Here is a 12,551-nt window from a genome sequence, read left to right as displayed (position 1 = left end):
GCGGGTTCAGACCGCGCGCAGGCCCCGGTCGGCGAAGGCGATCAGCCACTCGAAGCTCTCGTCGATGTCGGCGCTCCACTGGAAGCCGCCCCCCGCCTGCAGCGTGGCGAACCCGTGGCAGAGACTGCGGAGCATGCGCAGGGCGTGGTCCACGTCGGGCTCCGCGATCGCGTAGCCGCGCAGGACCGCTCTGAAGGCGCCGAGCAGTCGCAGGCTCGCGACGGCCATCGGGTCGTCCGGGCCGGTCGGTTCCACGCCGATCGTCGCGGCGTAGCGGCCGGGGTGGTCCACGACGAAGGCGCGGAAGGCGCGGGCGGCGGCGCCCAGGGCGTCACGGCCCGCGTATCCCTGGACCGCCCCGCCGACGGCGTCGGCCGCCTCGCTCACCGCCAGGGCCGCGATGCGCCGGTTGAGATCGTCCTGGCCGCTCACGTGCTTGTACAGGGACGGTGTACGCACGCCGAGCCGTTCGGCCAGCAGGCCCATCGTCAGCCGGGCGAAGCCCACCTCGTCGGCGAGGGCGGCACCGGCCGCGACCACGGCCGCCGGGTCCAGTCCTGCCCTAGGCACGGGCGGTGTCCGTGCGGAGGAAGTCGAGCACCAGGGAAAGCACCTCGTCGGGGAACTGGTCGTGGGGGTAGTGTCCGGCGCCCTCGATCATCTCAAGGCGGCCGAGGCCGGCCGGCAGGTCACCGACGATCGCCGAGCCCTCGGCGTGCGGGTCGGCCCAGTCGGGGTCGAGGGTGCCCATCACGACCAGGACCGGGCAGCGGACGTTGCCGAGCTGCGCGCCCGCGTCGGTCGGGGCGCTGCGGCCCATGCCCTGCATGGCCTTCATCCGGCCCGGCTCGCGCATCAGCGTATCGATGCGGCCCAGCCGCTCGGCCCAGTGGGCCGGCTTCGCGCCGGGGTAGGCCACGTCGAGGTACGCGCGCCACTGCCGCACGCTGCCGAACACGCCGGCGCCCAGCAGCCGCAGCATGCCCTGCCGGTAGCGCTTGAGGCGCAGGTCACCGAGGCTCACCGACTGCTTGCGGGTGAACGGCGCCAGTTCGACGACCGAGGTGACCAGCGAGGGCTCCTGCGCGGCGGCGATGGTGGCGGCCCCGCCGGAGATGGAGTGGCCGACGAGCACGGCCGGGCCGCCGAGGTGCCGGATCAGGGCGAGCAGGTCGCCGGCGATCGCGGTACGGCTCCAGGCGGGCCATTCGGTGCTGGATTCGCCGCAACCGCGCAGGTCGACGGCGGCGACGCGGTGGCCGGCCGCCACCAGCGGCGGGATCAGCGCGCGGTAGGCGGCGCGGCTGTCGCCCATGCCGTGCGCGAGGACGATCAGCGGGCCGGACCCCGCCACTTCGTAAGCGATCGTGCCGCCGTCGACGGCGAGGTACTCGGTCATGACATCTCCCGGTTCGGATGGGCCGGCTCTTCCCGCCGCCCCTCTGGCTAATCTTGTTAGCCATAAGCTAATGCTATTAGCCAAAGCTGTCAACGACCGGTCCGGACGGAATTTCTCCTCTTCGGACCAATCCGTGCACGGCAGTGGCAACGGATCACCTCTGCGGACCGACGACACTCGGTGCGCACACGAACCCCGGCACGGTGAGAGGGCAGTTGCATGGCAGGCAAGGCGGGCGAGGAAGGGCACATACGCCCGGAGCACGGTACGGACGTCATGGACCGCGACCCGGCGGAACCCGAATCGGTCGGCGGGGCGCCGATATTCGTCGATCCCAGCGGGCGGCGGGCCGGCCGGATGCGCCGGATGGGCTGGCTGGTGGCAGCCGGGTGCGTGTGCTCCGCCGCCACCCTGGGCATCGCGATCGCCGACGGCAACTCCACCGCTCCCTGGCTCCAGATACCCGGCGTGCTCGGCGACAGCGGCCAGGACCTGAGCGTGGACGAGGCCCAGCGGTCGAAACGGCCGACGTCCGGCGCACCGACCGCGGCCGGCCCCTCGTCCACCGCCGCGGGATCACCGATCCGGCGGCCGTCCGAGGACACCGCCCCGGAAGCGATGGGCGGTTCGCCGTCCGGCGGGACGGGTTCGAACTCCTCGTCCGGCGAGCCGTCCGCGGCCGGCTCGTCCGCGAAGGCGGGCGACGCCGGGGCGGCGTCCGCCGACCCGGAGGAGGCGGTCGTCGCACAGCCCGGCCGCACGGCGTCCCCCGACGCGGCCCAGGAGCCGACCACGGCTCCGAGTACGGCCGCCTCCACCGCCCCGGACACCTCGGCCGAGCCCTCGCCGAGCGGGACACCTTCCGGGGGTCTCCTCGACGGCATCGCCGACGTCGTCACCGGACTGTTCGGCAAGTAACGGCACTGCCTACGGAGTTCCTGCTCGTCGGCGCCGACATCGGCTTGTCGGCAGCCTCGTCGTCAGCTCCGTATCAGGCGGATGCCCAGCGCCCACGCGCACAGCGTGCCGGGGGACCGTTCCACGTGGTCCTTCGATCCTGACCTGACACCCGGGCCCGTACCGTCCGCGGTGGGTTCCAACCGCCACAGCAGGGAGCCCGGTTCGGTGGGGAGGGCCTCGGCGCCGATGCCGGTCAGCACGTGTCCGCTCGCGGGGAGCGGCAGCGTGGCGGACGGATGCGGCACGGGGTCGCCGCCGCTTTCGGCGAAGTCCGTCCGGACGTCGACGGTGTACCGGACGCCGCCGACGACGAAAGAGGACTTCAGGCAGATCGCGTATGCGTCGATGGTGCAGGGGCTGGAGACCCGGTGGTCCTTGGAACGCGCGGTCCAGGCGCCTCCTGCCCGCGGGAAGGACGCGGTGGCGAGGTTGCCCTCGGCGTGACTACCCCCGGGATCACGCCAGTTGACGCGGAATCCCCCGCCGATCAGCGTGTGCCCCGCCGGGGGCCGGGCGGAGGCGAAGGGATGCGCCGCGTGTCCGCTGCGGGTCCGCACGACGGTCAGCAGTTCCCCGGCCAGCCGCTCACGGGTGACTCCGTCGATCCGCATCCCGATCGCGAAGGCGGTCAGCCGGTGGGGCTGCGGGACGTTGTGGTCCTTGGACGACGCCAGCCAGGCCGATCCGTCGTCCGCCGGGTACGAGGCGGTGAGCAGCGCGCCCCGCGGCGCGTCCACGGCGGTCGCGCCGCCGCCGATCGCCACCATGTCGCCGTCGACGCCGGCGGCGAGGTCGGTGAAGTGCTGCCGATCGTGGACGGCCTGACGCCGAAAGACCGCGGTGGTGACCAGCCCGGAGCCGTCACGACGCCGGAACAGCTCGGTGCGTCGGCGGGGCGGGGGCGGTGGCACCGCCCCGAGTGAGCGCTCGACCGGTGACAGCGGGCGGTCGACCGACGCGAGCGGTGGCCTCCCGGCGGTGCGCGCTGCGCGGCGCCCCGCAACCGGGTCCGACCCGGCTCCGGCCGGGGCACGGGCGGGGACGAGCCCGCCGGCCGACGTGCCGGGCAACGGGCCGGACGCCGGCCGAGCGGGGACGAGCCCCCCGGGCGACGTACCCGCCGAGGTACCGGACGGTGCACGGGCGGGGACGAGCCCGCCGGGCGACGTACGGGCAGAGGCGAGTCCGCCGGACGACGTGCCAGACGGCGGACCGGACGGTATGCCGGTCGGCGTGGCGGACGCTGGAGCGGACGGTATGTCGGCAGGCGTGGCGATTGTTGGAGCGGGCGGCGTTCCGGCGGGCTGTGGCAGGGCCATCAAGTGGTGGACCGCCTCCGCGCCCCCGCCCCTGCCGTAGTGCTTGAGCGCGAACCGGCGCGCGCGCTCGGGGGAACGGCCGGTCAGGCAGCGGAGGAGCGACGGCGCGGCACCCGGGGCCGAGTCGTCGGTCGCCCGCCAGTTGTCGTCGGCCGTCTCCCGCCAGAGCGCGGCGGCCATCAGCCGCGCGTCGCCCAGGCAGTCGCACGAGGCGTCCTCCAGGATCCGCCACAGGGGCTGGGGGACGTCGTCCAGCACTCCGGCCCGCCCCTCCCCCGGCTCCTGATGCCAGTGCAGCAGCGCCCCCGCACCGGAGAAACCGACGCTCAGCCACCGGCCGTCCGGATGCCGCAGTCGCGCGCTCTGCGACCCCGCCTCCGTCGCGTCGAGCGTGCAGCCCCGACGCGCGGGATCCGGTTCGAGGACCGCGTGCAGGACCGCCAACGAGCCGCAGCGGTCGAGGACTTCGGCGGGATCCGGCAGTCGCGCGGCGACATCGTGGAGGTGCATGGGGCCATTCAAGCGCCCGGCACCGACACCGCGGGAAGCGGGGCGGCCACGGGGTGGGAACGGAACGGGAACGGGGTCCGGGACAGTCCCGGTGACCGGACAACAAGGTGACCGGGTGACACGGAGGGGCGCACATCCCGCGCCGTCCGGGTCGCACGCGCCGCCTCCGCCCCCGACCGCTGTTCGACGAACCGTTCAGGAGACCCTCGTGCACCCACTGCTGCGTACAAGTGAGGAAGTCGGTGACGCGCTGGCCGAGAACCGGCCTGTCGTCGCCCTGGAATCCACGGTGATCGCCCACGGGCTGCCCTATCCCGGCAACGTGGAGACCGCGCTCGCCATCGAGAAGGCGGTCCGGGAGTCGGGTGCCGTACCGGCGACCGTCGGGCTGGACCGCGGCCGGTTCACCGTGGGCATGTCCCCCGACGACATGGAACGCTTCGCGGTCGGAACCGACGTGCCCAAGGTGTCCAGCCGCGACATCGGTGTCGTACTGGCCGGTGGCGGCCCGGGTGCCACCACGGTGGCCTCGTCGATCGTCGCCGCGGATCTCGCGGGCATCCCGTTCTTCTCCACCGCGGGCATCGGCGGTGTCCACCGCGGCGCGGCCGAGAGCTTCGACATCTCCGCCGACCTCGTGCAGTTCACGCGGAGCAAGGTGGCCGTCGTCTGCGCGGGCGCCAAGAGCATCCTGGACCTGGGCCTGACCCTGGAGTACCTGGAGACGCTCGGTGTGCCGGTGATCGGCTACCGCTTCGACGACTTTCCCGCCTTCTACTGCCGTTCCAGCGGTCTGCGCGTCCCCCAGCGCATCGACGACCCGGGTGACATCGCCCGCGCGGTACGGATGCACTGGGCGGCCGGGCTGCCCGGCGGCGCCCTGATCACCGCGCCCATCGACGAGGAACACGCCCTGGACACCGATTTCATGGAGGGCGTCATCCAGGAGGCACTGCGCGCCGCCGAGGCCGACGGGGTACGCGGTCCCGCCGCGACCCCGTACCTGATGAAGGCCGTCTCGCGGGCCACGCAGGGCCGTTCCGCCGCCGCCAACCGCGAGGTCCTGATCAGCACCGCCCGGCTCGCCGGGCACCTCGCGGTCGCCTACGCCGCCACCGCAGAGCCGGACGGGCAGGTGGGCGTGGCATGACCTCCGCGTTCGTCTTCGACATCGACGGCACGCTCGCCGACACCCCGTCCGCCATCGCCGGTCTGATCGGTGACGTGGTGCGAGGTCTCGGCGCCGATCCCTCCCACGCGGACGTCCTGGCCACGGTCGGAAAACCGCTGGAGGCCTCTCTCGCGCGGCTGTTGGGCACGTGCGTCCACGACACCGTGACCGCCGAGGCCGCCGCCCGCTACCGCCGCCGCTTCACCACGGATGTCCTCAGCCGGGGACCGGAGCTCCTGCTGCCAGGCGTGGCCGAAGGGCTGGACCGGCTGCGGTCGGCGGGGCATCCGCTCGGCATCGCCACCTCCAAGATCTACGCCAGTGCCCACGCGCTGCTGGACGCCACCGGCATCCTCAACCGGTTCGACACCGTCGTCTGCCACAACATGGTCGAACGCGGCAAGCCCCACCCCGACATGGCGCTGCGGGCCCTGGCCGACCTCGGCGCGCGGGCGTCGCGGTCCTGGTACGTCGGCGACACGGTCACCGACATGGCGATGGCCCGCGCCGCCGCCCTGCGGACCGTGGCCGTCTCCTACGGCGTGGACACCGCCGAGGCGCTGCGTGCCGCCGGGGCCGACCATGTCGTGGCCGACTTCCCCTCGGTGACCGATGTTCTCCTGCGGGGCACACCGCTCACCGCCCGAGTCACGCGCCGAGCCCCTGCCCGAGCCCTTACCGGGACCAGCCCGGAACCGACCGGAGCCCTGTCATGACCACCGCCCAGACTCCCCCGACCTCCACCGGGACCGACGACCCTTCCCCCACTCCGCATCCGCGACCCACTCCCCCGTCCACCCGGTTCACCGGCCGTATGGTGGCCGCGCTGCTTGCGCTGTCCATCGCCCAGTTCCTGGTGGCACTCGACTACTCGATCATCTACGTGGCGCTGCCCAGCATCGGATCGGGCCTCGGCCTCGCCCCGGAGCGGCTCCAGTGGGTCGTGTCGGCGTACGCCGTCTTCTTCGCCAGTTTCCTCGTGGTCGGGGGCCGGGCCGCCGACCTGACCGGGCCGCGCCGGCTCTTCCTCGGCGCGCTGGCCCTGTTCGGTCTCGGCTCGCTCGCGGCCGGCCTGGCCGGGGACCAGTGGCTGCTGGTCGCCTCCCGAGCCGTCCAGGGCATCGGCGCCGCCGCCCTGACCCCGGCCATGCTGGCCCTGATCGGTGCCGCGTTCCCGGCGGGTCCCGTCCGTGCGCGGGCGCTCGCCGTCTGGGGCGCGATCGGCGCGGTGGGACTCGCGGCCGGTGTACTGATCGGCGGTGTGCTGACCGCGGCGCTCTCCTGGCGGTGGGTGTTCTTCGTGAACGTGCCGCTCATCGCGGTCACCGTCGTCCTCGCACTGCGGGTGCTGCCGGCCGGGGCGCGCACCAGGGCCTCGGTCCGGCACCTCAACATCCCCGGCGCCGCGCTCTTCACCGGCGCCGTGCTCTTCCTGGTGGCGGCGCTCACCCAGGCCGCGGTCGACGGCTGGGCCTCCGCGTCCTGCCTGGGCTGCCTCGCCGCGGCCGTCGCGCTGGGCACGGCCTGGTCGGCGTACGACCGGCGCCCGGCCGCCACCCCGCTCATTCCGCCCGCCCTGCTGCGGGTGCGCTCGCTGGCCGGTGCGAGCACGATGTCGGCGCTCTACATGGCGAGCGTCGGCGCCGAGTTCTTCCTGATCACGCTCTTCCTCCAGGACGTGTGGGGCTACGGTCCGCTCGGTGCCGGTATCGCCTTCCTGCCGCTGGCGTCGAGCGTGGTCGCGGGCAACCTCGTCACCGGGCGGCTCGCCGGGCCCTGGGGCATCCGCCGCACCCTCGCCACCGGATTCGCGGTGGGCGCGGCGGGCCTCGCCCTGCTCGGCCTCGGGACGGGCGGCACGGACTACTGGACGGCCGTACTGCCGGGCCTGCTGGTCAGCGGGGTGGGCCAGGGCATGGCCTTCGCGGGGATGTACATCGCGGGCACCAAGGACGTGCCGGACAGCGAGCAGGGCACCGCGTCCGCCGTACTGACGACGACGCAGTACACGGGCGGTGCCATGGGACTGGCCGTACTGGTCCTCGTCCTCGGTGACGCGCCCGCAGGCGGGGCGTTCAGCCGGGCGTACGCGCTGACCGCCCTGCTCGCCCTGATCGCGGCGGGGGTGGCGCTGCGGACCCTGTCGCCCCGTACGGCGGCTGTCCGGACCGATGGCGGGAGCGAGGCGTGACGCTCCCCCGGGTGATCGGGCCCGGAGCCGGTCCCACCACCGTCGTCGGCGGCACCCCCGTCTCCTTCCTCGTCACCGGGGACGACACGGCCGGCCGCTTCGGCCTCACCGAACACCGGCTCCCGCCACGCGCACCCGGAGCCCCCCTGCACTTCCACAACGAACTGACCGAGATGTTCTACGTGGCGAGCGGCGACGTCCTGCTCACCCTGGGCGCGGAGCGGCGTACCGCCGGTCCCGGCACGTTCATGATGGTGCCGCCCGGCACCACCCACGCGTTCGGCAACCCCGGCGCCGACCCCGCCACCCTGCTGGTGATGTTCACCCCGGACGGCGGCCGGGAGCGGTACTTCCGCGAACTGGGCGACCTGCTGAACTCGTCGCCCGAACCGACCCCCGAGATGCTGGCGGAACTGGCGCGCAGATTCGACCAGTTCCCGGCGGGCGAGAAGGCTCCCGACTGATCCCTCGCATCCGCCGGCGAACACGACGAAGACGACGAATGAACCCTACGAACAAGGAGAGAACCGTGCCTGTGGTGACCGTGGACTGGTGGAAGGGCAACGACCGACAGAAACGAGCCGATCTCGTGGACGAGTTGACCACGACCGTGGCCCGGATCGCGGGATGCCCGAGAGACGTCGTGACCGTGCTCGTACGGGATGTCGAGCAGGATCACTGGGGGCGGGGCGGCCTTCTCGCCGACACGCCGATCGACGAGCCGGCGGACCCCGCGCCGGTGCCCCAGGACTCCGAACCCGCGCTGTCGAGGCGCCCTTGACACCGACGGACGCACACGGTCGGTGGCCGGCGGTTCCCGCTGTCGGCCACCGGCGGCGGGTCCGGCAAGCGGACGGGAAGGGTACGGGAACTACGCTGCGCGACGCGGTCGGCGCATAACGATGCTTCTCGCCGTGCCGTTCCCGCGCCCCGGGAAGGCCTTTTCCGCGGTGGCGACCCCCGGTCCGCAACGCCCGTCCGCGGTCCGCCCGTTGCACCCGCCCCCTTCACGCGTCGGCCACCTGCGCAAAGCCTAAACCCCTACAAAAACTTGTCCTATATCCACCAGCGCGCCCCCGGTCTCGGCCACGAGACGTATGAAGACGCACCGGTCGGTACACATCGTGGGTCAGGATGTACACGACAGTGATGGCCGCCCAGCGCGGTTCCCTGCGGAACATCGAGGAACGGGAAGCGCTCCGCGGTTCCGCCGCGAGCTCCTCCCCGCAGGCGAACGGCGGGGTGGTGGCCCCCCGGACCGAGGAGAGGGCACGCGCCATGCGCCAAACACCGCCCGTACGGTTTCGCATCCTCGGCTCTCTGGAATGTTGGGACGGCGACGAGCGCGTCCACGTCGGCGGGCCCGTCAGCGAACGCGTCCTGGTGACCCTGCTCCTCGAACCCAAGCGCGTCCTGCCGGTGCACCGGCTCGTCGAGGCGGTCTGGGACGAGGACGCCCCCGCCACCGCGGCCCACCAGGTGCGCAAGGCCGTCGCCGAACTGCGCCAGCGCATTCCCGACGGACGCACCCTCATCGCGACGGACGGCCCCGGCTACCGCGCCGCCGTCACCACCGAACAACTGGACCTGCTGCAGTTCACCGACGCCCTGCGGCGGGCACGCGACCACGCCGCCGCCGGTCTCACCGTGGAGGCGACGGCGCTGCTGCGCGAAGCCGTCGCCCTGTGGCGCGGCCCGGTGCTGTCCGGCCACGGCGGAGCGGTCGTCGACGCGGCCTCCGCCTCGCTGGAGGAACGCCGCATGACCGCGGTGGAGCAGCTCTTCGATCTCAGGCTGGAGGCCGGGGAGGGCGCCGAACTGGTCGCCGGGATCCGCGAGGCGATCGGCGGCAACCCGCTGCGCGAGACCCTCCGCGGCCAGCTCATGCTCGCCCTGTACCGCTCGGGCCGCCAGGCCGAGGCACTGGAGGAGTACGGGAACATCCGCGCCCTGCTCGACGAGGAACTGGGCATCCAGCCGGGCGACGCGCTGCGCGAGCTGCACCAGGCCATCCTGCGCAACGAGGCCTCACTGACCGCCGCCACGCCCTCCCCGGCCGCGGCCCCGGCGGTGACCGGCAGCCGCTCCACCCTGCCCTACGACCTGCGGGACTTCACCGGCCGCGAGGAGGAACTGCACAAGCTTCTCGGCTTCGTCGAGGGCGCCACCGGCTCGGGGCCCCTGATCATCGCCATCGACGGCATGGGCGGCAGCGGCAAGACCTCCCTCGCCGTGCGTGCCGCACACCGTCTCGCCGAGCGGTATCCCGACGCCCAGCTCCATCTCGACCTGCGCGGCTACACCCCGGGCGAGGAACCCCTGGCCCCGCCCGCCGCGGCCGAGGCCCTGCTGCGCATGCTCGGCGTCCCGGGCGAACGCATCCCCGACGACCCCCAGGGCCGTATCAACCTGTGGCGCTCCACCATGACCAAGCACCGGATGATCCTGCTCCTTGACAACGTAGTCGACGAGGCTCAGGTGAAGCCCCTCCTCGCCTCGCCCACCGGCACGGTCGTCCTGATCACCAGCCGTGCCCTGCTCGTGGACCTCGACGCGGCGCACTCGGTGTCCCTGGGCACGATGGCGCCGCCGGACAGCGTCTCGCTGATCGTCGGCATCATCGGAGAGCGGCGTGCGGAGGCCGAACCCGCGGCCGTCGCCGATCTGGCCGACCTGGCCGGACACCTCCCGCTCGCCCTGCGCATCGCCGCCGCGCGGCTGCGCAAACGGCCCCGCTGGACCGTGCGCTACCTCGTGGACCGGCTCCGCGACGACACCCACCGCCTCGCCGAACTCAGCGCCGGCGAACGCAGCGTGGAGGTCACCCTGCGGCTGTCGTACGAGGGACTGGGCGCCGACTACCGCAAGTCCTTCCGGCTGCTCGGCCAGTACCCGGGCGCCGATCTCGACGTCTACACGGCGGCGGCCCTGCTCGACCTGGGGGTCAGGGACGCCGAGGACGTCCTGGAGTACCTGCTGGACATGCATCTCGTCCAGCAGCACGAGCCGGGCCGCTACGCGTTCCACGACCTCGTGCGCAGCTTCGCCCTCCTGCTGTCGCACACCCGCAGTTCCGGTGGCACCGGTGAGTTCTCCGAGGAGGCCGCGGGCGCGGTACGCCGCCTGCTGGAGTTCTCCCTCGCCGCCTCGGACGCCGCCTGCGACCTGCTCTTTCCCGGCCGGGTGCGGATGGCCCGCAGGGCGCCCTCGTTCCAGCCGGAGCTGGCGCCGCTGGCCACGCCCGAGGCCGCCCGCGACTGGTTCGAGCGCGAACAGGACAGTCTGCTCGCGGCGATCGCCCTGGCCTTCCGCCGGGGCCTGGACCGCGAGGTCGCCCTGCTCGCGGCGAACGTCGTCTTCCATCTCGATCTGCGGGGCAGGCTCGACGACTTCCTCGCGCTGTGCCGCACCGCGCTCGCCGCGGCCCGCCGCCTGAACGAGGCCGACCTGCTGCGGCTGAGTCTGTCCAACCTGGCGGTCGCCTGCTGGAAACGCGGCAGGTTCGAGGACGGCATAGCGGCGGCGGTCGAGGCCCACGAACTGGCGGTGGAACTGGGCGACCGGCGCGGCCAGGCCAAGGACACCGGCGTACTGGGGCTGCTGCTCGCCACCACCGGCCGCTTCGACGAGGCACTGCCGCGGCTGGAGCAGTCGATCGCCCTCAAGCGCGAACTCGGCGCCGAGCGGGCCGAGTCGGAGTCCCTGTCGAACGTCAGCGGTGTCTACATGGAGCGCGGCTGCTTCGAGGAGGCGTTGAGCGCGGCGACCCGGTCCATCGAACTGGCCCGCGCGCTCGGCGCGTCGGAGAAGGAGCTCGTGGGGCTGAGCGATCTCGCGCAGGTACAGCTGGCGATGGGCGAGGTGGCGACGGCCGCGCGCACCTTGGCGGCGGCCCGCGAGCGTGCCCCCGGTGCGCTGGCCCCGGCCGACCGGGCGCTGCAGCTCGTCCTGTCCGCGGAGGCCGAGGGCCGGCTGGGGCGGCGGGAACAGGTGCTGCCCTGGGTGGAGGACGCCCTTGCCACCAAGGGTCTTGAGGACGCGCCCGTGCGGGAGGTCACCGTGTGGAACACCGCGGGACGGTTCTTCCATCGGGACGGTGACCACGAGCGGGCGCTGGACCTGCACCGGCGGGCCCTTGCGTCCGCGGCCCGGCTGGGCCACCGGGTCGAGGAGGCCTACGCCCTGGACGGCATCGCCCGGTCGCTGGCGGCGCTCGGTGACGCCGAGGGGGCGGCCGAGCGGGGGGCCGCCGCCGAGGAGGCGTTCCTCGCCATGGGGATTCCGGGCCGGCACCGCCGGGGGGACTGACCTGCCGGTCGGGTGAACCGCCCATGCCGATGCCCGCCGTTCGTCACGGCGGGCATCGGCAGGTGGGGCGGGATTCAGCGAACGGGGCGGACGCGACGTCCGGGGTCGGGCCTCAGGCGGCTCAAGTGCCTCAATCGGCTCGTGTGGCTCAAGCGGCTCGTGTGGCTCAAGTGCCTCATGCGGCGTAGAGGTTGGGTCCCTCGTCGCCGTTCACCCCGTCGGTGACGACGTTGGGGCCCTCGTCGCCTTCGGCACCGGCCGTCACGACGTTCGGACCTTCATCGCCCTGAACACCCTCGGTGCCCGCCACGACGACGTTCGGGCCCTCGTCACCCTCCACACCCTCCGTGCCCGCCACGACGACGTTCGGGCCCTCGTCCGAGACGAGTACGCGGGACGGGCCGCGGTCCGAGGCGGTGGCCAGAGTGAGCGAGAAGCCGGGGACGAGGTTCGGGCCCTCGTCCGAGGCGGGGCTCGCGGCGGCGGTCCCGGCGGCGACACCGGCCGCGAGAGCCAGGGTGACCGCCGCGGAGGCGAGGAGACCGGCCGAGGTTCCGAAGCCCTTGAGGATCATGATGTCCGCCTTCTGTCGTCGCGATCTGCGGTGCTGACAGAAAGAAAGGTCGCGTCAGGCGCTCCCGGCCCGTTCCGCTTCCGTTACCGGCCCGTCGGGTGCGGCGGGGAAGGACCCGG

The 12,551-nt window shown here is 73.3% G+C and carries 11 protein-coding genes; 7 read left to right on the top strand and 4 right to left on the bottom strand.

What is annotated here, in order from left to right; translation table 11 throughout:
- Positions 1 to 6 precede the first annotated feature (6 nt).
- Entirely contained in the window at positions 7 to 540 is a 534-nt protein-coding gene (locus tag K3769_RS01410) for a TetR/AcrR family transcriptional regulator (protein WP_267024801.1), read from the bottom strand.
- 22 nt (positions 541 to 562) lie between these two features.
- Entirely contained in the window at positions 563 to 1,399 is an 837-nt protein-coding gene (locus K3769_RS01405) for an alpha/beta fold hydrolase (protein WP_267024562.1), read from the bottom strand.
- Positions 1,400 to 1,618: 219 nt separating this feature from the next.
- On the opposite strand from K3769_RS01405, the gene K3769_RS01400 reads away from it, so the two are divergent.
- Positions 1,619 to 2,317: a hypothetical protein gene (locus K3769_RS01400; protein ID WP_267024561.1), complete on the top strand. Its 699-nt coding sequence runs from the start codon at positions 1,619 to 1,621 to the stop codon at positions 2,315 to 2,317.
- A 62-nt stretch (positions 2,318 to 2,379) separates the two neighbouring features.
- Here K3769_RS01400 and K3769_RS01395 read toward each other — a convergent pair whose 3' ends face one another.
- Positions 2,380 to 4,188 (bottom strand): hypothetical protein, encoded by a 1,809-nt coding sequence (locus K3769_RS01395; protein WP_267024560.1) that lies wholly within the window; start codon positions 4,186 to 4,188, stop codon positions 2,380 to 2,382.
- Positions 4,189 to 4,396: 208 nt separating this feature from the next.
- On the opposite strand from K3769_RS01395, the gene K3769_RS01390 reads away from it, so the two are divergent.
- From K3769_RS01390 to K3769_RS01365, 6 genes are all read left to right on the top strand, one after another.
- Positions 4,397 to 5,338: a pseudouridine-5'-phosphate glycosidase gene (locus K3769_RS01390; protein WP_267024559.1), complete on the top strand. Its 942-nt coding sequence runs from the start codon at positions 4,397 to 4,399 to the stop codon at positions 5,336 to 5,338.
- Positions 5,335 to 6,075, top strand: coding sequence for an HAD family hydrolase (locus tag K3769_RS01385; RefSeq protein ID WP_267024558.1), 741 nt, complete (start codon positions 5,335 to 5,337; stop codon positions 6,073 to 6,075). The genes K3769_RS01390 and K3769_RS01385 overlap by 4 nt, the downstream gene beginning before the upstream one ends.
- Complete coding sequence (locus tag K3769_RS01380) at positions 6,072 to 7,550, top strand: MFS transporter (protein ID WP_267024557.1); 1,479 nt, start codon at positions 6,072 to 6,074, stop codon at positions 7,548 to 7,550. The genes K3769_RS01385 and K3769_RS01380 overlap by 4 nt, the downstream gene beginning before the upstream one ends.
- A complete protein-coding gene (locus tag K3769_RS01375; RefSeq protein WP_267024556.1) occupies positions 7,547 to 8,014 on the top strand; it encodes a cupin domain-containing protein in 468 nt (155 codons plus the stop codon). Before K3769_RS01380 ends, K3769_RS01375 begins: the two co-directional genes overlap by 4 nt.
- Before the next feature lie 65 nt (positions 8,015 to 8,079).
- Positions 8,080 to 8,331, top strand: coding sequence for a tautomerase family protein (locus K3769_RS01370; RefSeq protein ID WP_267024555.1), 252 nt, complete (start codon positions 8,080 to 8,082; stop codon positions 8,329 to 8,331).
- Between the two features lie 353 nt (positions 8,332 to 8,684).
- The gene (locus K3769_RS01365) at positions 8,685 to 11,858 is read left to right on the top strand and encodes an AfsR/SARP family transcriptional regulator (RefSeq protein WP_267024554.1); all 3,174 of its coding nucleotides are present in this window, start codon (positions 8,685 to 8,687) and stop codon (positions 11,856 to 11,858) included.
- A gap of 175 nt (positions 11,859 to 12,033) precedes the next feature.
- Here the strand turns inward: K3769_RS01365 and K3769_RS01360 are convergent, their stop codons facing one another.
- A complete protein-coding gene (locus K3769_RS01360) occupies positions 12,034 to 12,432 on the bottom strand; it encodes a hypothetical protein (protein ID WP_267024553.1) in 399 nt (132 codons plus the stop codon).
- Positions 12,433 to 12,551 lie beyond the last annotated feature (119 nt).

The organism is Streptomyces ortus, assembly GCF_026341275.1.
Classification (GTDB): domain Bacteria; phylum Actinomycetota; class Actinomycetes; order Streptomycetales; family Streptomycetaceae; genus Streptomyces; species Streptomyces ortus.
Note: the sequence above shows the minus strand (reverse complement) of the source record. Positions and strands in the feature narration are given on the sequence as shown.

What these genes read in the sequence shown, in the direction of transcription:
- K3769_RS01405 (WP_267024562.1), bottom strand. Translation starts at nt 1,399, where the DNA reads ATGACCGAGTACCTCGCCGTCGACGGCGGCACGATCGCTTACGAAGTG.
- K3769_RS01400 (WP_267024561.1), top strand. Translation starts at nt 1,619, where the DNA reads ATGGCAGGCAAGGCGGGCGAGGAAGGGCACATACGCCCGGAGCACGGT.
- K3769_RS01395 (WP_267024560.1), bottom strand. Translation starts at nt 4,188, where the DNA reads ATGCACCTCCACGATGTCGCCGCGCGACTGCCGGATCCCGCCGAAGTC.
- K3769_RS01385 (WP_267024558.1), top strand. Translation starts at nt 5,335, where the DNA reads ATGACCTCCGCGTTCGTCTTCGACATCGACGGCACGCTCGCCGACACC.
- K3769_RS01380 (WP_267024557.1), top strand. Translation starts at nt 6,072, where the DNA reads ATGACCACCGCCCAGACTCCCCCGACCTCCACCGGGACCGACGACCCT.
- K3769_RS01365 (WP_267024554.1), top strand. Translation starts at nt 8,685, where the DNA reads ATGTACACGACAGTGATGGCCGCCCAGCGCGGTTCCCTGCGGAACATC.
- K3769_RS01360 (WP_267024553.1), bottom strand. Translation starts at nt 12,432, where the DNA reads ATGATCCTCAAGGGCTTCGGAACCTCGGCCGGTCTCCTCGCCTCCGCG.